Source organism: Micromonospora cathayae, assembly GCF_028993575.1.
Lineage (GTDB): Bacteria > Actinomycetota > Actinomycetes > Mycobacteriales > Micromonosporaceae > Micromonospora > Micromonospora cathayae.
In genome coordinates this window covers 278950-298130 of the sequence record NZ_CP118615.1, presented here as the reverse complement: position 1 = coordinate 298130, position 19181 = coordinate 278950, and the positions used below count along the sequence as shown (strand labels likewise).

General features: G+C 73.2%; 16 protein-coding genes and 2 tRNA genes. 10 read left to right on the top strand and 8 right to left on the bottom strand.

Going from position 1 to position 19181, the window contains the following annotated elements:
* Window positions 1-198: 198 nt before the first annotated feature.
* The 3 genes from PVK37_RS01365 to PVK37_RS01355 form a co-directional block, all read right to left on the bottom strand.
* Window positions 199-1545 carry an ABC1 kinase family protein gene (locus tag PVK37_RS01365; protein ID WP_275031841.1) on the bottom strand — a complete coding sequence of 449 codons (1347 nt, stop codon included), beginning with the start codon at window positions 1543-1545 and terminating at the stop codon, window positions 199-201.
* The gene (locus PVK37_RS01360) at window positions 1542-2666 is read right to left on the bottom strand and encodes a hypothetical protein (RefSeq protein ID WP_275031840.1); all 1125 of its coding nucleotides are present in this window, start codon (window positions 2664-2666) and stop codon (window positions 1542-1544) included. The genes PVK37_RS01365 and PVK37_RS01360 overlap by 4 nt, the downstream gene beginning before the upstream one ends.
* Before the next feature lie 185 nt (window positions 2667-2851).
* Window positions 2852-3019, bottom strand: coding sequence for a DUF5679 domain-containing protein (locus tag PVK37_RS01355; RefSeq protein ID WP_170107818.1), 168 nt, complete (start codon window positions 3017-3019; stop codon window positions 2852-2854).
* Between the two features lie 520 nt (window positions 3020-3539).
* On the opposite strand from PVK37_RS01355, the gene PVK37_RS01350 reads away from it, so the two are divergent.
* Window positions 3540-4070 (top strand): M48 metallopeptidase family protein, encoded by a 531-nt coding sequence (locus PVK37_RS01350; protein WP_275031839.1) that lies wholly within the window; start codon window positions 3540-3542, stop codon window positions 4068-4070.
* A 225-nt stretch (window positions 4071-4295) separates the two neighbouring features.
* Window positions 4296-4904, top strand: coding sequence for a hypothetical protein (locus PVK37_RS01345; protein ID WP_275031838.1), 609 nt, complete (start codon window positions 4296-4298; stop codon window positions 4902-4904).
* A gap of 268 nt (window positions 4905-5172) precedes the next feature.
* Here PVK37_RS01345 and PVK37_RS01340 read toward each other — a convergent pair whose 3' ends face one another.
* A complete protein-coding gene (locus tag PVK37_RS01340; protein WP_275035323.1) occupies window positions 5173-6387 on the bottom strand; it encodes a zinc-dependent metalloprotease in 1215 nt (404 codons plus the stop codon).
* A 342-nt stretch (window positions 6388-6729) separates the two neighbouring features.
* Here PVK37_RS01340 and PVK37_RS01335 point away from each other — a divergent pair, with 342 nt between their 5' ends.
* The 5 genes from PVK37_RS01335 to PVK37_RS01315 all read left to right on the top strand — a co-directional run bounded on the left by PVK37_RS01335 (window position 6730) and on the right by PVK37_RS01315 (window position 11856).
* Window positions 6730-7743, top strand: a complete 1014-nt coding sequence (locus PVK37_RS01335; RefSeq protein WP_275031837.1) for a YlbL family protein — start codon at window positions 6730-6732, stop codon at window positions 7741-7743.
* A 101-nt stretch (window positions 7744-7844) separates the two neighbouring features.
* Window positions 7845-10850: a UPF0182 family membrane protein gene (locus PVK37_RS01330; RefSeq protein ID WP_275031836.1), complete on the top strand. Its 3006-nt coding sequence runs from the start codon at window positions 7845-7847 to the stop codon at window positions 10848-10850.
* Between the two features lie 118 nt (window positions 10851-10968).
* A tRNA-Met gene (locus PVK37_RS01325) sits at window positions 10969-11045 on the top strand.
* A 343-nt stretch (window positions 11046-11388) separates the two neighbouring features.
* Window positions 11389-11465: transfer RNA gene (locus tag PVK37_RS01320), tRNA-Met, on the top strand.
* A 145-nt stretch (window positions 11466-11610) separates the two neighbouring features.
* Window positions 11611-11856 (top strand): hypothetical protein, encoded by a 246-nt coding sequence (locus PVK37_RS01315; protein WP_275031835.1) that lies wholly within the window; start codon window positions 11611-11613, stop codon window positions 11854-11856.
* A gap of 90 nt (window positions 11857-11946) precedes the next feature.
* Here the strand turns inward: PVK37_RS01315 and PVK37_RS01310 are convergent, their stop codons facing one another.
* Window positions 11947-13281, bottom strand: coding sequence for an ABC transporter substrate-binding protein (locus PVK37_RS01310; RefSeq protein WP_275031834.1), 1335 nt, complete (start codon window positions 13279-13281; stop codon window positions 11947-11949).
* 331 nt (window positions 13282-13612) lie between these two features.
* Here PVK37_RS01310 and PVK37_RS01305 point away from each other — a divergent pair, with 331 nt between their 5' ends.
* Window positions 13613-14446 (top strand): phosphoribosylaminoimidazolesuccinocarboxamide synthase, encoded by an 834-nt coding sequence (locus PVK37_RS01305; protein WP_275031833.1) that lies wholly within the window; start codon window positions 13613-13615, stop codon window positions 14444-14446.
* Window positions 14447-14530: 84 nt separating this feature from the next.
* On the opposite strand, the gene glpK is transcribed toward PVK37_RS01305, so the two are convergent.
* A complete protein-coding gene (glpK, locus tag PVK37_RS01300) occupies window positions 14531-16003 on the bottom strand; it encodes a glycerol kinase GlpK (RefSeq protein WP_275031832.1) in 1473 nt (490 codons plus the stop codon).
* Window positions 16004-16036: 33 nt separating this feature from the next.
* A complete protein-coding gene (locus PVK37_RS01295) occupies window positions 16037-16498 on the bottom strand; it encodes an ATP-binding protein (protein WP_275031831.1) in 462 nt (153 codons plus the stop codon).
* 121 nt (window positions 16499-16619) lie between these two features.
* Between PVK37_RS01295 and macS the strand changes: the two genes are divergently transcribed.
* Both macS and PVK37_RS01285 read left to right on the top strand, forming a co-directional pair.
* A complete protein-coding gene (gene macS / locus PVK37_RS01290; protein ID WP_275031830.1) occupies window positions 16620-17774 on the top strand; it encodes a MacS family sensor histidine kinase in 1155 nt (384 codons plus the stop codon).
* Window positions 17775-17829: 55 nt separating this feature from the next.
* Complete coding sequence (locus PVK37_RS01285; RefSeq protein ID WP_275035322.1) at window positions 17830-18471, top strand: response regulator; 642 nt, start codon at window positions 17830-17832, stop codon at window positions 18469-18471.
* Between the two features lie 117 nt (window positions 18472-18588).
* On the opposite strand, the gene PVK37_RS01280 is transcribed toward PVK37_RS01285, so the two are convergent.
* Entirely contained in the window at window positions 18589-19161 is a 573-nt protein-coding gene (locus tag PVK37_RS01280; RefSeq protein WP_275031829.1) for a DUF5709 domain-containing protein, read from the bottom strand.
* Between the last annotated feature and the right edge of the window lie 20 nt (window positions 19162-19181).

Sequence of the window (19181 nt, the reverse complement as noted above, 5' to 3'; positions counted from 1 at the left end):
GCCGGTCGCAGCACCACGAGCACTGAGGCAACCCGATCCGCCCGTACCGTCGCCATGGCCAGCCGCAACCGGTCGGCCCGCGAACTGGGCGCACTGTAACCGGGCCCCTCCGCACGGCCCCGTGCGGAGGAGGGCCCACCCGACACCGACGAGCAGGACGGGCGCACCCGGAGATCCGGGTGCGCCCGTCCGCGTGTGTCAGGCCACCGGGGCGAAGCCGGGCAGCCAGCGTTCCAGGATGGCCCGGTAGGGGGCCTTCGCCTCCAACTGGCAGAGCACCCCGATCGAGCCGAGCGTCACCCGGTGGATGAGCAGGTACGACGGGGGCAGGTTGAGCTGCCGGCTCAGCTGGTAGGCCGGCGACCGAGGGCTGGCCAGCCGGGTCGCCTCGGCCCGCAGCCAGGCCCGGGTGAACTGGAACTCGTCGGCCGCGACCGGCTCCAGCATCGGGCGGACGAAATCCAGCACCGCCTGCGCGTCGATCGGCTCGTTGGCCGGGACGAAGCCCTCGGCCCGCAGGCCCGCCACCACGGCGTCGGCCTCGCCGCGCAGGGCCAGCCCGGCCAGCCGGCCGATCGGCTCGGGCGTACCCTCCGGCAGCCGGGCCACCGCGCCGAAGTCGATCACGCCGAGCCGCCCGTCGGGGAGGATCCGGAAGTTGCCCGGGTGCGGGTCGGCGTGCAGCAGCCCGGCCCGCGCCGGTGCGGAGAGGTGCAGGGTGGCCATCAGGCGGCCGGCCTCGTCGCGCTGCTCCGGGGTGCCCTCCCGGATGATCTCCGCCAGCGGGGTGCCCTCCACCCAGTCGGTGACCAGCACCCGGGGCGCGGCGTCGACCACCGCCGGGATGAAGATCTCCGGGTCGTCCGCGTACGCCGCCGCGAAGGCCCGCTGCGACTCGGCCTCCAGCTCGTAGTCGAGTTCCTCGGTGATGCGTTCGCGCAGCTCGGCGAGGAGCGGCTTGACGTCCAGGCCGGGCTGGATCGCCCGGAACATCCCACCCAGCCGGGAGAGCTGCTTCAGGTCGGCCAGCAGCGCGTCGCCGGCCCCCGGATACTGGATCTTGACGGCGACCGGGCGTCCGGTCGGCGTCCTGCGCCGGCCGGTGGGCCGCTCCCGCCAGACCGCCCGGTGGACCTGACCGATGCTGGCGGCCGCGGCCGGGGTGTCGTCGAACTCCAGGAACCGGTCCCGCCAGTCCGGGCCGAGCTGCTCGGCGAGCACCTTGTGCACCGTCGCCGCGGGCAGCGGCGGAGCCGCCTCCTGCAACTTGGTCAACGCCTGCCGGTACGGCGCGGCGACCTCCTCGGGCAGGGCGGCCTCGAACACCGACAGCGCCTGGCCGAACTTCATCGCACCACCCTTGAGCTGCCCCAGCACGCTGAAGAGCTGCTCGGCGGTGCGCTGCTGGATCTCGGCGGAGATCACCTCGGAGGCGAGCCCGGTGACGCGCTTTCCCATGCCGAGGACGGTCCGTCCGGCGAAGCCGAGCGGCAGTGCGGCGAGCTTGGCGGTCCGGGACACGGCCCGGCGCGGGATATCGGTCACCCGGCCATTGTTACCGACTCGACGGCACCCCTGCTGCTCCGTGGCCGGGCCGGGACCGGTACGGGCGGCCGTCGTCCGGCCCGAAGGCAGTCGCAACCGGGATGGGGCGCCCAGACCCGCCGCCGGAACCGGCCGGCCCCGCTGATCTCGACGGCCGCGCCGACCGTCTCCGGCGTACCGCCGTCGAGGTGACCGAGCGCCTCGGCTGTGGCGAAGGCGACAGCGGCGAGCAGGGTGGCGACGCCACAGGCCCGGGCCCTGTCGTCGCCGGCGAGCTGCGCGGCGAGCCCCGGCCAGGCCGGGTCCCGGTCGACCCGGTGCAGGTCGACGCAGTTGAGGCAGGGACCGGCCGGTGGGCGCACCAGCGGACCGATCACCGGTACGCCGTCGCGCAGCCCGACCAGCAGGTGCGGCTGACGGCGGCGGGCGTACCCGGCGGCGAGCAGACCGGCCGGGCGGTCGAAGCCCACCTGGACGACCAGTTCGGCGCGGCGGCGGCGGACCGGCCTGGTCAGCGTGCCCGGCGCGGTGCGGGCGATGACGTCCGCCACCGCGTCGGCGGTGTGTCGGCCGATGTCGGTGGGGAGGAACCCGGTACCGCCCAGATCGGCCGGGCGGACCCGGCCGCGCAGGTCGGGATCGACGTGCCCGACGCCGGCCTGCGCCAGCGCGGCGGCCACCGGCCCACCGAGCCGGCCGCTCCCGGTGACCACCACCCGGGCGGCCCGGCGACGCCGGAGCACCTGGGCCGGGGTGGCGGGCAGCTGGGCCGCGCCGAGCGCCAGCGCGTCCGCCTCGTCGGCGAGCCGGGCCCGGTCCGGTTCGGCCAGCCCGGTCGGCACCAGCGTGTGCGCGGGCACCACCAGCCCGGCGGCCCGTAATGCCGCCAGCAGGCTCCGTGCGTCGTCCCGGTCGACGTGCAGGCGGGTGGCGTGGTCGACGACGTGGCGTTCGCTGTGCGTGCCGTCCAGCAGGTCGAGCAGGCGGACGGCACGCGGGTTGGCGACCTCCAGCAGGACCGCCCGGTCGGGGTCGAGACCGAGTTGCAGCGTGTGCCGGTCCCGCCAGAGCCGGGTGAGGCCGGGCAGCAGGGTCGGACGGAGAAGTGTGGCACGGGTCATGGTGACCAATGGTTACCGTGTCCAGACGATCCGTCGATCGTTGTCCACAGCCCGGTGCGGCGTTCTCCAGGGTTATCCACAGCCGATCGGGAGTTGTCCACAACTGGCCGGTAACATCTTTCCGTCACCGGACGGTCACGGGCGGGCAGGGTGACGCTCGGTCACCCCACCCGCCCGCGTCCGGATCAGACCTTCGCCTTGCCGAGAATCCGGTTCACTGTTGTGCCACACACCGGGCACTTGCCCTTGGCCATGTTCATGCCGGTCTTCGAGACCTCGACCTTGCCCTCGAAGTCACGCTTCTCCTTGCACTTGACGCAGTAACCGTTGTAGGTCTGGGCCTGGTCGGCCACGGTGCCCTCCTCGTCTCGTCCGCCGGTCATGTCGGCCGGCGGTGCCCGGCGGCGGGCCTCGCGGGCTCCGGCGCTGGGTCTTGCTGCGCGGTCACTCGCGTGACCGCTGGTCCGGCGGACCCTACCCAGGTGCGGGTGGTTCCATGTCAGAGATCCATCGACACTGTGAGCTAGTCGACGTCGAGAGTGTGCCTGCCGAATTACGTGGGATAAGTCAGTTTGGCGGGGACACGCCGGGTGAACCCGCCGATAGGCCCCTCCGGACACCCCCCGCGCTGCGTCCGGAGAGAAGATCACCTACCGTGGGACGGAGGGTCGCGCGCCCCAGCCGTGACACCCGCCGGCCGCCACCGAGGGTGATCGGAGGGCCCGCGCGGGGCGCCGCAAACATTTTTTCCGGACGGCACGCCACCAACCTGGAGTTTCCGGGCGCGTGTCGGTGGGTTGACCCTTGCGGACCCCTGGTCAGAACGCATTAGCTTTCCCATGTGGCAGGAACCCGAGGCTGCGCGGGCCAGTGATGGCAGGCGCGCGGAAGCCGGTCGTCGAGGTGCGACGCAGTCAGCGTCGGCGACGTACGGTGTCCGCGTACCGGGACGGTGAACGGGTGGTCGTCCTGATCCCGGACCAGTTCTCCCGGGCCGAGGAGACCGAGTGGGTGGACCGGATGCTCGCCCGGCTCGCCGCCCGTGAGGGCCGCCTGGCCCGCACCGACGCCGAGCTGCTCCAACGCGCCACCCGGCTGATCGGCCTGTACCTGCCGGAGTACGGCCGGCAGGCCGTCCCGACCAGCGTGCGGTGGGTGACCAACCAGAACGGCCGCTGGGGATCCTGTACGCCCGCCGACCGGACCATCCGGATCTCCCACCGCCTCCAGGACATGCCCGACTGGGTGATCGACTACGTGCTCCTGCACGAGCTGGCCCACCTCATCGTGCCCAGCCACAACGCGTCGTTCTGGGCCCTGGTCTGCCGCTACCCCAAGGCCGAACGCGCCCGCGGCTACCTGGAAGGCGTCGCCTCCGTATCCGCCGTCCCCCTCCCCGACTAACCCCCCCAGCCCCCTCCCCTCCCCTCCCCTGCCTCCCCCTCCCTCCCCCGCCCACTCGCCCCGTTGATCATGAAGTTGTTGTCGCCCGATCCGCGTGTCGCGGACAACAACTTCATGATCAACGGGCGTGGAGAGAGAGGGGGGACCGGGGGCGGGATGGAGGGGGAGGGGTTGCCAGGGGAGAGGGGGAGGGGGTGGGCGGGGTTGGGTGGTTAGGGTCGGGGGGTGACCCGACGAGTGGTGGTGGCGTTGCTCGCGCCGGTGGCCTGGTCGCCGCCGGGCATCGACCCGGGGGACTGGCGGCACGCGCTGGCCGAGGACGTGGTGGACCTGCTCGCCACCCTCCAGGAAGTGGAGACGGCGGTGGCGGTGACCCACGCGGACCGGACACTGGCCGAGGCGGTGGTCTGGCCGGGCACCCCGGTGATCGAGGTGCCGACGCCCACGGTCAACGCGGTCCTCGGCGCGCTGGCCGGCTACGACCAGGCCGCCGTGATCGCCCCGGACGCCCCCGACCTGCCCGGTCTCACCGTCGGTAAGCTGCTGCGCCCGCTGACCAGCCGGCCCCTCGCGGCGGCCCCGGTGGAGGGGGCCGGCCCCGGGCTGCTCGGGTTCGCGGCCCGCCTCCCGGCTCCGGGCTGGCTGCCTGCGATCGACCTGGACACCGCCACGCCCGCGCTGGTCCGGGCCGCCGCGCCCAGCCCGGCCGATCTGGCGGTCACCGCCGCCTGGCACCGGTTACGCGGGCCGGCCGACCTCGCCGCCCTGGACCCGGCCGTGGAAGGCTGGGAGGCGACCCGGGCGCTGCTCTCCGGGGCGCGGCCGGGTCACTGACGGACGGGCTGCCCTCCGTGTCGCCAACGATCTGGGGCGGGGCGCTGACGGGCCGGAGCTGAGGCCGTCCTACTGGCCAGGTGGCTGCGGGTGTGGGGCTCGGTCGGGCCAGGGTCGCCGCCGGTCGACTGGCCGGGCCGGGCCGGCGGCCGGGTCAAGCTGAGCCCGGTCTGAGACCGTCGGTCTGAGCCCGGCCCGTCGACGCGCAGCGGCCGGCCACCCGGTGGCCCGGGGAGCCGGCCGCTATCCGGTCGGAAGGTGGGACCGGTCAGGAGCGGTCGGTACCGTCGTCGGGGCGGCGCTCGCCCGGCGGCTGCTCCTCGGGGCCACCCGGCGCGGTGAAGTCGAACTCGTCCAGCTCACCGAAGTCGAGCTGGGAGCGGGCGAAGCCCTCCGGGTCGGCGAACTCCTCGCCGGAGGGGAGCAGGTCGGGGTGCCCCCAGAGGGCGTCCCGGCCGGCGATCCCGCGGTGCTCGGTGAGCGCCGCCCACAGCGCCGCCGCCTCGCGCAGCCGACGGGGACGCAGCTCGAGCCCGACCAGGGCGGCGAAGGTCTGCTCGGCCGGACCGCCGGCCGCCCGCCGCCGCCGGAACGCCTCGCCCAGCGCGACCACGTTCGGCAACCGGCCGCCGGCGGCCTCGTCCACCACGTGGCAGACCCAGCCCTCGACCAGCGCGAGGGCGGTCTCCAGCCGGGCCAGGGACGCCTTCTGCGCCGGGGTGTCCTCCGGCGTGAAGATGCCCTCCAGGGCGATCGCCTGCATCGACTCCGGGTCGGTCGGGTCGACCCGCCCCATCGCCTCCTCGATCGCCTCCCGGTTGACCCGGATACCGGCGGCGTACGTCTCGACGCTGCTCAGCACGTGCCCGCGCAGCCACGGCACGTGCTGGAAGAGCCGCTGGTGGGCGGCCTCACGTAGGGCGACGTAGAGGCGTACCTCGTCCTCGGGCAGCTCCAGGCCGGTGCCGTACTGCTTGATGTTGGCCGGGATCAGCGCGGCCGTGCCGGCCGGGCCGAGCGGCAGGCCGATGTCGCCCGCGGAGAGCACCTCGGCGGCGAGCGACCCGAGTGCCTGGCCGAGCTGCCCGCCGAAGAGCGCCCCACCGAGGGTGGCGACCATCGACTGCATCGGGCCGAGCTGGGCCCGCGCCTCCGGCGGGACCAGGTCGCCCATCGCGCCGACCATCCGGCTGGCCACCGGGTCGCAGAGCTTGCGCCAGACGTCGAGGGTCTTGAAGATCCACTCGTTGCGGTTCCAGGCGACCGGGGTCTGGATGCCGGACGGCCACGACGAGGCGGGCTCCAGCCACAGGTCGGCCAGGCGCAACGCCTCCTCCACGGCGTGTCGCTCGAACGGCGTGACGGCCGGGTCCCCGGCGGCGGCGAGCTGACTGGCCGCCACCTGACGGGCCAGGTCCCAGTTGACCGGACCGCTGCCCGGCGCCGAGAGCAGGTGCTGCAACTGGGTCATGAACTGCTGCATCTGCGCGGGGTCGTTGGGGTCTGGTGGTTGCCCACCCGGGAGCGCGAAGCCGAACGGAATATCAGGCACGCGTTCTACGGTACGCGGGCTCCGCCGCTGGTCGCCGCTACCGGAGTTGCGCTGAGGGCGAAGTCGCGGCACGGACCGGAGCCGGCCGGGCGACCCCGGGCCGCCACGACACGCGCATCAGGCGACGGGCCGCCCGGCCGGGGCCGCCACGGCACGCGCATCAGGCGACGGGCCGACCCGGCCGGGGCCGGTACGACGGGCGCGTTCGTCCGGCTACGACGCGCGCGTTCGTCCGGGCCGGGCGGTCCGGGTCCGGTCGGTACGCTCTGCCGCATGAGACGACGCGGTGTCACGGTCCTGCTCGGTGCTCTGCTCACCACACTGCTCAGCATCGGGGTGCTGGCCGCGCCGATCCCGTACGTGGTGCTCGGCCCCGGCCCCACCGTCGACACCCTCGGCAGGGAGAACGGTGAGGAGATCATCAAGGTCTCCGGTCGGGAGACCTCCACCTCCGCCGGGCAGCTCCGGCTGACCACGGTGGGGGTGCAGCCGTCGGTGAAGCTGCGCTCGGCGCTGGCCGGCTGGTTCTCGCCCGACCGGGCGGTGGTGCCCCGGGAGCTGGTCTACCCGCCCGGCCAGAGCCGTGAGCAGGTCGAGGAGCGCAACGCCGAGGAGTTCACCGCGTCGCAGACCAGCGCCGAGACGGCCGCCCTGCGCGAGCTGGGCTACCCGGTGCAGGTGGTGGTCTCCGGGGTCACCCCGGACGGCCCGTCGGCCGGCGCGCTCCAGGTGGGCGACCTGCTCACCTCGGTGGACGGCAAGCCGGTGACCAGTGCGTCCAGCCTGACCGGGCTGATCCGGGCCCGGCCGGCCGGCTCCGCGCTGACGATCGGGTACACCCGCGCGGGCTCGGCCGGCACGGCCACCGTCACCAGCCGGGAGTCCGACGGTCGGCCGCGCGTCGGGATCGAGGTCGAGCAGCGGCAGCCGCACCCGTTCACCCTGGAGATCGACCTCGGCGACATCGGTGGGCCGAGCGCGGGGCTGATGTTCGCCCTCGGCATCGTGGACAAGCTCGAACCGGCCGACCTCACCGGCGGCAAGATCATCGCGGGTACCGGCACCATCGACGACGAGGGACAGGTGGGCCCGATCGGCGGCATCGCGCAGAAACTGGTCGGCGCGAAGGAGGCCGGGGCGGCGGTGTTCCTGGTGCCGGAGGCGAACTGCGCCGAGGCGGTCCGCAACGCCCAACCCGACCTTCCGCTGCTCAAGGTGGGCAGTCTGGACGACGCGTTGACCGCGTTGGAGCAGGTACGCACCGGGGGCGAGCCCGCCCGCTGCTGAACCGTGACGCCTCCGGCGCGGCACCTTGACCGTACGTGTTCAGGAATACCACGTACTCTTGTGGCCTGGTCGGAGCCGGTCGAGCGTGCGGAGCCAAAACAGTGGTCAGTCGTAGCACCCCCCTGCCGAGGATGAGCCGACGCGGACGCGTCACGATCGGTGTCCTGATCGGGGTGTTCGTCCTCTTCACCCTGTTGGGCTGGGGGGTGCAGGCCTGGACGGACTGGCTCTGGTTCGACGAGGTCGACTACACCCAGGTCTTCACCGGTGTCCTGATCACCCGGACGCTGCTCTTCCTGGCCGTCGGGCTCGGCATGGCGGCGGTGGTCGGCGGGAACCTGTGGCTGGCCCACCGGCTGCGGCCCGGCCTGCGTCCGCACTCCGCCGAGCAGGCCACCCTGGAGCGGTACCGGATGGTGCTCGGCCCCCGGATCGGCACCTGGGTCCTGGTCGCCAGCGCGGTGGTCGGGCTGTTCGCCGGCCTCTCCGCGCAGAGCCGGTGGAGCCAGTGGCTGCTCTTCCGCAACGGCGGGGACTTCGGCGTGAAGGACCCCGAGTTCGGGGTGGACGTCGGTTTCTACGTCTTCCAGCTGCCGTTCCTGCGGTACCTGCTCGGGGTGGGCTTCACCGCGGTGGTGCTGGCCGTGATCGGGGCGCTGGCCGTGCACTACGTCTTCGGCGGGGTGCGTCTGCAGGGCGTCGGCGACCGGATGACCAACGCCGCGCGGGCCCACCTGACCACGCTGGTCGCGGTCTTCGTCCTGCTCAAGGCGGTCGCGTACGTGCTGGACCGGCGGGCGATGCTGCTGGAGTACAACGACAGCGCCAAGCTCTACGGCGCCGGGTACGCCGACGTCAACGCGCTGCTGCCGGCGAAGGAGATCCTCGCCTACATCTCGATCGTGGTGGCCATCGCGATCATCGTCTTCTCCAACGCGGTGATGCGGAACCTGGTCTGGCCGGGCATCTCGCTGGCCCTGCTCGGGGTGAGCGCGGTGGCGATCGGCGGCATCTACCCCTGGGCGGTGCAGACCTTCGAGGTCAAGCCGAGCGCCCGGGACAAGGAGGCCCCGTACATCCAGCGCAGCATCGACGCCACCCGGACCGCGTTCGGCCTGGCCGACACGAAGGTCAGCCCGTACGGGGCGAACAACCTGACCCCGCCGGCCACCCTGGCCACCGACGAGGCGGTGGTGCCGAACGCCCGACTGCTCGACCCGCAGCTGGTCTCCGAGACGTACACCCAGTTGCAGCAGGTCCGGGGCTTCTACGATTTCGGGCCGAAGCTCGACATCGACCGCTACACGGTCAACGGGGAGACCCGGGACTACGTGGTCGGCATGCGCGAGATCAACTACGGCGAGCTGACCGACCAGCAGAACAACTGGATCAACCGGCACACCGTGTACACCCACGGGTTCGGGCTGGTCGGCGCGCCGGCCAACCAGGTGGTCTGCGGCGGCCAGCCGTACTTCGTCTCCGGCTTCCTCGGCGAGCGCGAGCAGGAGCGCTGCTCGGCGCAGACCGACCAGATCCCCACCGAGCAGCCCCGGATCTACTACGGCGAGCGGATGGGCCCGAACGACTACGCCATCGTCGGGCAGGCCAACCCGGAGCGGAACGCCGAGTTCGACCGGCCCACCCCGACCACCGGCGGCGAGCAGTACTACACCTACACCGGTGAGGGGGGCGTGTCGGTCGGCTCGTTCACCCGCCGACTGCTCTACGCGATCAAGGAGCAGGAGTCGAACTTCCTGCTCTCCGAGGCGGTCAACGAGAACTCCAAGCTGCTCTACGTCCGGAACCCCCGGGACCGGGTGGAGAAGGTCGCGCCGTTCCTCACCATCGACGGTGACCCGTACCCGGCGGTGGTCGACGGCCGGATCCAGTGGATCGTGGACGCGTACACCACGGCGGCCACCTACCCGTACGCGGAGCGGGTCAACCTGCAGACCGAGACCACCGACGAGTTGACCAACCAGGGCACCTTCCAGCTCGCCCGGGAGAACGTCAACTACATGCGCAACTCGGTCAAGGCCACCGTCGACGCGTACGACGGCACCGTCAAGCTGTACGAGTTCGACGAGGCCGACCCGGTGCTGAAGGCGTGGAACAAGGCGTTCGGCGGCGACCTGGTGGTGCCCCGGGCGGACATCCCGGCCGAGCTGGCCGCGCACTTCCGCTACCCGGCCGACATGTTCAAGGTGCAGCGCAACCTGCTCACCAAGTTCCACGTCACCGACCCGGGCGACTTCTACTCCGGCCAGGACTTCTGGCAGGTGCCGAACGTGCCGGACAACCCGGACGGTGGGCAGAAGCAGCCGCCGTACTACCTCTACACCCAGTTCCCGGAGCAGAGCGAGCCGCGTTTCCAGCTCACCTCGGCGGTCACCCCGAACGGCCGGCAGAACCTCGCCGCGCTGATCTCCGGGTCGTACGTCGACGGCAAACCCCGGCTGGAGGTGCTGGAACTGCCGGACCAGACCCGGGTCTCCGGCCCGGTCCAGGTGCACCAGCAGATGACCAACAACGCGGCCATCCGGCAGCAGCTCAACCTGCTCTCCTCGAACCAGGCCCAGGTGCAGTACGGCAACCTGCTCTCGCTGCCCTTCGACAACGGCATGCTCTACGTCGAGCCGGTCTACGTGAAGAGCAACCAGCAGGACGCGTACCCGCTGCTGCAGAAGGTGCTGCTCTCCTACGGCGACGGCGGCTCGTACGTGGTGCTCGCCAACACCCTCGACGAAGGCATCAAGCAACTCGTCGAGCAGGGCAAGCAGGCCGGTGCCGGCAACCCGCCGCCACCGCCGGCCGGGGACGGCGAGGGTGACGGCGAGACCCCGCCGGCGCCGCCGACCGAGACCCCGCCGATGACCGGCGAGCTGGCCGAGGCCGCCAAGCGGGTGCAGGACGCCATCGCGGAGGTCAAGGCCGCGCAGACGTCCGGCGACTTCGAGCGGTACGGCCGGGCGTTGAAGAGCCTGGACGACGCGATGGCGGCGTTCCAGCGGGCGCAGCAGGCGACGGCTCCCGCGCCGGGCGGCAGTGCGACGCCCACCCCGAGCGGTAGCGCCGCGCCCTCACCGTCGGCTTCAGCAGCCGGCTGACCTGGGCAACTGGTCCGTCGGGCGGGCCCCGGTGTGTGACGATCCGACCGGTCGTCGGGCACCGGGGCCCGCCCGTTTTGCAGCCTCGGGACCGGTTGCGCTAGGGTTAACCAGCCGACGCGGGGTGGAGCAGCTCGGTAGCTCGCTGGGCTCATAACCCAGAGGTCGCAGGTTCAAATCCTGTCCCCGCTACCACGACGAAAGAACCCCCAGGATCTTCTCCTGGGGGTTCTTTCGTGCGTCGGTGGCGCCGTGGCACCAGCCTGTGTCCGGTGGCGAGCGAGTGGAAGCCTCTGCGGCGCAGCCGGCAGTCTCCGTTCGGGGACGTGATCTGCGCGCCGTTATCGGCAGTGCCAGCCCCGGCCAGCCGGTTGCTCGGCGAGCGGCGGTCGTCCCGGCTCGCCGTACCCGAGCCGGAGGTGGTGTACGAGAATGTCCTCTGCGATGTCCTCCCGTCCGGGCCGCAGCGAGGGAAAGTGATCCGGGTGGCCCCCCGTGCGACCGGCCGACCGGAGATGCGTTAGGGTTAACGAGCCGACGCGGGGTGGAGCAGCTCGGTAGCTCGCTGGGCTCATAACCCAGAGGTCGCAGGTTCAAATCCTGTCCCCGCTACCACGGAAACGGCCCTCGGACGATCGTCCGAGGGCCGTTTCGCGTTCCCGGTGTCGTCGTCGGCCCGCCGACACCGTCCTGCGGCTCACCGCACCCGGCAGCGGAGACCGGCGTGCCGTTCTTGCCCGCCTCGGCGAGGATGGGGGGTATGTCTTCCTGGAACAGATGGTGGGGCCGGCTGAGCGCCGTCCTCGGTACGGTGGTGCTCTCCGTGTTCGTGCCGGTCGCCGCGTGGGCGTCCACCGGCCCGGGTGAGCTGGTCGTGGAGGCCGCCCGGCGGCGGTCCCGGGGCGGTGGCTTCGGCCTGATCGGTCTGCTCTGCTGCCTGGTGGTGGTGGCCGTGGTGGTCGTGCTGTTGATCCGGATGACGCGGGGGCGGCGCGGCCCCCGGTGACGGCACGACGGTGCGGCCCGGTGAACACCGGGTGGGCCGCAGTGCGCGACGGCCCACCCGGCCCGCCGCCGGTGCGTCGGACCGGCTGGTTCAGGCGGCCAGGGCGGCGGCGGCCTGGCCCATGAACCGCCAGGTCGCGGCCCGGATCGTCGTCCGGCCCGACTGCACGCTCTCGGCGGTGGCGACCAGCAGGTCGCGCACCCGGGCGTGGCCGGTGGGCGGGGGCGGGGGCGCCGACCCGAACCTGTCGGCGACGCCGAGCTCGAAGGTCGCCGAACGCCGTACCGAGGCGTCCCGGATGGTCGGCTCCACGAACTTGCGGATGTTGAGGTGAGGGCTCAGGCCGCGGTCGTAGCCGAGGACCCGGCCGGCCTCCACGTTGGTGGTCAGGAAGTTGATCACGTCGGCGACGATCTCCGGGTGCCGGGTGCCCCGGAATCCGGCCCAGTACATCGACGCGCGGGCCCACTGCGCGCCGGTCGGGCCGGGGCAGCTCACGATGCCGAGTTCGTCGCGGCTGTAGCGCTGGAGCTCGACGAGCTGGTTCGACCAGGCGAACGAGGCGGCGCTCTGGCCGGTGACCACCAGCTGCCGGGCCAGTTCGCCGCTGTTGGCCTGCTGCACCAGGGCGGCGCTCGGGGTGGCCCGGGCGGTCCGGGCGCGCTGCCACAGCTCGAACCAGTCCATCAGTTCGGGCAGCTCGAACCCGAGCTTACGGCCCTGGTAGAACTCGCTGCCCCGGGAGCGTAGCCAGAGCCAGAGCGCCCGGTGGTCGCCGGACGGGTCCATGGTGCCGGCGACCCGGCCGTCGCTGGCCTCGGTCACCTGCGCCGCCCAGGTGAGGTACTCCGGGTAGGACATCCCGCTGTACGGGGCGGGTTGGTCCAGTCGGCGCAGCAGGTCGCGGTTGAACACCAGCGCGGCGGAGTTCTGCGCGGCGGCCACCGCCATGGTCCGGCCCTCGACCTGGCCGTAGCGGACCAGGCCGGTGGGCAGGCCGCTGAGGTCGAGCCGGCCGTCGGCGACGTACCGGCTCAGGTCGAGCAGGATGTCCCGGCGGGCGTACTCGGTGAGGAAGGTGTCGTCGATCTGGAACAGGTCGGGGACGTTGCCGCCGACCGCCTGGGTGGCGAGCCGTTCGTAGTAGCCGTCGAGCCCCTGCCAGGTGACCCGGAAGGTGACCGCCGGGTTCCGGTCGGAGTAGAGGCGCAGCGCCTGCTCGGTCAGTTGGGCGCGGCGGGCGCTGCCCCACCAGAAGATCGACAATTCGACCGGACCGGTGTCGGTGGGCGTCACCCGCTCGGCCCGGCACCCGGTCAGTCCGCCGGTCGCGGCGGCAGGCAGACCCAGCAGCCCGGCGAGCACCCGGCGTCGGCCCGGGTCGGCACCGGCGCGACGGCGGGGTGGGGGCGGCGCTGCGGACACGGTCGACTCCTGACGGGCCGGATGGGATCGGACCATTCACGCAGGTGGTACGGCGGGGTGTCAACGTCCGGCGGTACGGGACGTGCGGCCCGGAAGGCCAGTGTGATTGACATCAATCTCCAGGCGCTCTAGGGTCCGGATAGAACCGCCAGAAAGCGCTTTCCGGCTGCGGTTCGGGCACCGGTGGCCGACCCGGTCGCGTCCCGGTCCTCCTGCTCCCGGCCGCACGGGCCAACGACGTCCCCGGCATGGCCGGTGGGGAGCGCGGAGCGGTGCGGTGCGGCTGATGGGGGCACGGGGTGCCGCACCGCTTCGTGGTCTACTAGGGCGCGTGGAACTACTGCACTCGGGCAAGGTCCGGGACGTCTACGCCGACGGCGACGACCTGATCCTGGTCGCCTCGGACCGCATCTCCGTCTACGACGTGGTCCTGCCCACCCCCGTCCCGGACAAGGGCCGCCTGCTCACCGCGCTGTCGGTGTGGTGGTTCGAGCAGCTCGCCGACCTCGTGCCGAACCACGTCGTCTCCACCACCGACGTGCCGGCCGAGTTCGCCGGGCGGGCCATCCGGTGCCGGCGGCTGGAGATGGTCCCGGTCGAGTGCGTCGCCCGGGGCTATCTCACCGGCGGCGGCCTGACCGAGTACCAGCGCACCGGCGCGGTCTCCGGCGTCGAGCTGCCCCGGGGCCTGGTGGAGGCGTCCATCCTCCCGGAGCCGATCTTCACCCCGTCGACCAAGGCGCCGCTGGGGGAGCACGACGAGCCGATCACCTACGAACAGGTGGTGGCGAAGGTCGGCGCGGAGACCGCCGAACGACTGCGGCAGCTCACCATCGCCGTGTACTGCCGGGGTGCGGAACTCGCCGCCGACCGGGGCATCATCGTCGCGGACACCAAGATCGAGCTGGGCTGGGCCCCGGACGGCACCCTGGTCCTCGCCGACGAGGTACTCACCTCCGACTCGTCGCGGTTCTGGCCCGCCGAGTCGTACCAGCCCGGCCGCACCCAGTTCTCCTACGACAAGCAGTACGTCCGGGACTGGGCGGCGGGCAGTGGCTGGAACAAGCAGGCCCCGGCCCCCGAGGTGCCGGCCGAGGTGGTCGAGGCGACCCGGGCCCGCTACGTCGACGTCTACGAGAAGCTCACCGGCAACCGCTGGACCTGAACCACCGGTCGCGCCCCGGGGGTGGCGTGGGTCGTGCCGGCACCGGTGGGCGTGCCGGCGCGGTCGCCGGTGGACGAGGGCCGGTCAGTCGGCCCAGTCCAGGGTGCGCTGCACCGCCTTGTGCCACTGGCGCAGTTCCTGCTCCCGCAGCGCCGGGTCCATGGCCGGCGTCCACTGCGCGTCGGACCGCCACTGGGCGCGTAGGGTCGCCAGGTCCGGCCAGAAGCCGACCGCCAGGCCGGCCGCGTACGCGGCACCGAGACAGGTCGTCTCGGTGATCCGGGACCGCACCACCGGCACGTCCAGTACGTCGGCCAGGAACTGCATCAGCAGGCCGTTGGCGGTCATCCCACCGTCGACCCGCAGCCGGCGCAGCGCCACGTCGGAGTCGGCGTTCATGGCGTCCACCACGTCCCGGGTCTGCCAGGCCGACGCCTCCAGCACCGCCCGGGCCAGGTGGCCCTTGGTGATGTAGCCGGTCAGTCCGGCCACCACGCCCCGGGCGTCGGACCGCCAGTACGGGGCGAACAGCCCGGAGAACGCCGGCACCACGTAACAGCCGCCGTTGTCGTCGACGGTGCGGGCCAGCTCCTCCACCTGGGCGGCGGTCGAGATCAGCCCCAGGTTGTCGCGCAGCCACTGCACCAGCGACCCGGTGACCGCGATCGCCCCCTCCAGCGCGTACGCGGCCGGCTGGTCGCCGATCCGGTAGGCGACCGTGGTGAGCAGGCCGTGTTCGGACGGCACCGGGCTCGCCCCGGTGTTCAGCAGCAGGAAACTGCCGGTGCCGTAGGTGCACTTCGCCTCGCCCGGCTGGAAGCAGGTCTGCCCGAACAGGGCGGCCTGCTGGTCGCCGAGCGCACTGGCCACCGGCACCCCGGCCAGCACCCCGGTGGCGGTGCCGTACACCTCGGCCGAGGAGCGGATCTCCGGTAGCACGGCGGCCGGTACGCCGAGCGCGTCGAGCAGCTCCGGGGCCCAGTCCAGGGTGGTCAGGTCCATCAGCAGGGTCCGGCTGGCGTTGGTCACGTCGGTGACGTGCCGGCCGGTGAGCTTCCAGATCAGCCAGCTGTCCATGGTGCCGAACAGCACCTCGCCGGCCTCGGCCCGCGCCCGCAGCCCGTCGACGTTCTCCAGCAGCCAGCGCAGCTTCGGCCCCGCGAAGTAGGTGGCCAACGGCAGGCCGCTGCGGGACCGGAACAGCTCCTCGTCCAGCTCCCGCAGGATCTCCCCGGTCCGGGTGTCCTGCCAGACGATCGCGTTGGCGACCGGGCGGCCGGTGGCCCGGTCCCACACCACGGTGGTCTCCCGCTGGTTGGTGATGCCCACCGCGGCCAGCCCCTCCGGGCCGATGCCGGCCGCCGCCAGCGCCTCCCGGACCGCCCGTTCGACGTTGGCCCAGATCTCCTCGGCGTCGTGCTCCACCCAGCCGGGCCGGGGGAAGACCTGCCGGTGCTCGTGCTGGGCGACGGCGACGATCTCGCCGGCCCGGTCGAAGACGATGCACCGGGAGGAGGTGGTGCCCTGATCGATGGCGGCGACGTGTTCCGGGCTCACCAGCAGCACCGTACCCGGGTCGGGTCGGGTCCGTCAGTCCCCCGGGCCGGCGGGCTGCCGGCTGCCGAGGGCGGCGCTGATGCGTACCGTCGTGCCGGCCGTGCCGGTCTCGACCCGCATGGTGTCGCTGAGTTCCCGGGCCAGCCAGAGCCCCCAGCCGCCGGCGGTGTCCGGGGCCGGTCGGCTCCGGTCGTTGAGCCGCTGGGCGCTGATGCCCCGGCCGTGGTCGGAGACCTCGCAGAGCACGTCGCCGGACTCCTGCCAGAGCCGTAGCCAGCCCCGGCCGCCACCGTGCCGGACCGCGTTGGTGATCAGTTCGTTCACGGCCAGCACGAAGTCGTCCAGGCGCTGCCCGGACAGGCCGGCGGCACGCACACAGGAGGTGACGGAGTGTCGCAGCTCCGTCACCTGGGCCTGGTCGAAGGCTTCGGCGATCAGCAGGGAAGATTCGATGGGCACAACCGTACGCGGTCCGGGGCGTCCGGCGTTCGTCATGGCCTACCGCCACCGGCTTCCAAGAGGGTTTTTCGGGGCTTTTCCACCCTACGTCAGGTTTGCCGTGGCAGCCCGTACCGACCCCGCCGGCCCGCCCGGCCCGTGTGACATCCTGCTGCCCATGTCGACCCCGTCCGGCGGGCTGACGGTCCCGCTCTGGCGGGCCATCGTCGTGTACCGAGTCGCCGCGCTCGCCTACGTCTGCGTGCTGGTGGTACGCGACGCCCACCGGTACGCCCACCCGCTGGCCGCCTGGCCGGTGCTGGCGGTGATGGCCGGCTGGACGGCGTACACCGCGTACGCGTACGCCCGGCCGGCCCGCCGGGACTGGCCGCTGCTCCTGGCGGACCTCGGGGTCGTACTCGGGATCCTGCTGCTCAGCCCGTGGGTGGTCGGTCGCGCGGCGCTCGCCGCCGGGGTGCCCGCCCTCGCCGTGACCTGGCTCGGCGGCCCGGTGCTGGCCTGGGCGGTCTCCGGCGGCCGGCGACGGGGCACGGTGGCCGCCCTGGTGCTCGGCGCGGGTGACCTCGCGGTGCGCGGTCTGACCACCCCGTCCGCGCTCAACGGCACGGTGCTGATGCTGCTCGCCGGCGTGGTCGTCGGGCATGTCGCCCGGTTGGCGGTGACCGCCGAGGAACGGCTCCAGCGGGCGGTCGAGCTGGAGGCGGCGACCCGGGAACGGGAACGCCTGGCCCGGGACATCCACGACTCGGTGCTCCAGGTACTCGCCCTGGTGCAGCGGCGCGGCGCGCACCTCGACGGCGAGGCCGGCGAACTCGCCCGGCTCGCCGGGGAGCAGGAGGCCGCCTTGCGCGCCCTGATCGCCACCGGTCCGGCACCCGCCCGCCGGGCCGGTGCCGCCACCGCCGCACCCGGGGCCGGGGACGACGCCGGCACCCTGGACCTGCGGGCCCTGCTGCACCGGTACGCCAGCCCGGCGGTGTCGCTGGCCGCCCCGGCCACCCCGGTACCCCTGGCGGCGCACCCGGCCCGGGAACTGGCCGCCGCGGTCGCGGCGGCGCTGGACAACGTGGCCCGGCACGGCGGCGGCCGGGCCTGGGTGCTCGTCGAGGACGAGGGGCCGCTGGTGCGGGTGTCGGTCCGGGACGCCGGTCCCGGCATCGCCCCCGGCCGGCTGTCCGAGGCGGCCGCGCAGGGCCGGCTCGGGGTGGCCCAGTCCATCCACGGCCGGCTGGCCGACCTCGGCGGCACCGCCACCATCACCTCCACCCCAGGTGAGGGCACCGAGCTGGAACTGGTCCTGCCGCGCCACTGACTAGGGTGGCCGGGTGAGCGAGGGCGAGGGCGACGCGGGCGGGGCGGTCCGGGTGATGGTGGTCGACGACCACCCGATGTGGCGGGACGGGGTGGCGCGGGACCTCACCGAGGCCGGTCATCTGGTGGTGGCCACCACCGGCGAGGGCCGACAGGCGGTACGGATCGCCGCCGCGGCCCGCCCCGACGTCGTCGTACTGGACCTGCACCTGCCGGACGCCAGCGGGGTCGAGGTGATCCGGGGGCTGCGGGCGGCGCTGCCGACGGTACGGGTGCTGATGCTCTCGGCCAGCGGCGAGGAGCAGGACGTGCTGGAGGCGGTGAAGGCCGGCGCCACCGGGTACCTCCTCAAGTCCGCCGCGGCGGCCGAGTTCCTGGACGCCGTCCGACGGACCGCGCGCGGCGGCGCGGTGTTCACCCCCGGGCTGGCCGGGCTGGTGCTCGGCGAGTACCGCCGGCTGGCCGCGCAGCCGGCGCGGCCCGCCGGAGACGGCGACGCACCCCGGCTCACCGAACGGGAGACCGAGGTGCTGCGCCTGGTGGCGAAGGGACTGTCGTACAAGCAGATCGCCGCCCGGCTGGGCCTGTCGCACCGGACGGTGCAGAACCACGTGCAGAACACGCTGGGCAAACTGCACCTGCACAACCGGGTCGAGCTGACCCGCTACGCGATCGCCCGCGGCCTCGACGACGACTGACTCGACGACGACCGGTCAGCCCGGTCGCGGCGGCACCGCCGACGGCCGGCGGACGCGGCCCCGGGCCCGCCGACCTCCTGGGCCGGTCCGGGCCCTCCGGGCCGCCGACCGGCCGGGTCAGTGCGCCTCCGGCGGGCGGGTCTCGTGGATCGCCAGCTCCTCGGCGCTCGCCCCACCGCCGGCCGCCCCGGCGTCGTACGCGACGGAGTCGCTCTCGGAGTCGGACCGTACCCCCTCGTCCGGTTCCACCAGCCGGCCGACCTGTGCGTCGGAGACCCCGCCCAGCTGGCCGTGGTCGTAGACCGAGACAGGGGAGTGCGGGTCGGAGGTGGGACCGGGATCGATCACGTCGGCGTCGAGCTGGGCCTGCGCGGCGGCCTCCTCGCTGTCCGCCTCGGCCGCGATGTCCGGGTCGACCGGAGCGGCCAGCGGGTCGTCGGCGGCACGTTCGTACTGCTCCCGGTCGAGCTTGTAGTCCAGCGACTCGCCGGTGAGCTGCTCCTCGGCGGTGGCCCCGAACCGGTCCACCGCGACCGGCGTCCGGTCACCGGGCAGTTGCGCCGGCTCCGGGCCGTCCGCCTCACGACCGGTGTCCACGTCGTCGTTGGCGGTGGAGTCGTCGTCGGCGGTGTCGGGCAGGCCCTCCGCCTCGGGGTCGGACAGGGGAGTCGGGTACTCGTCGTCGCGCATGGCTGAGCACTACCCACTGC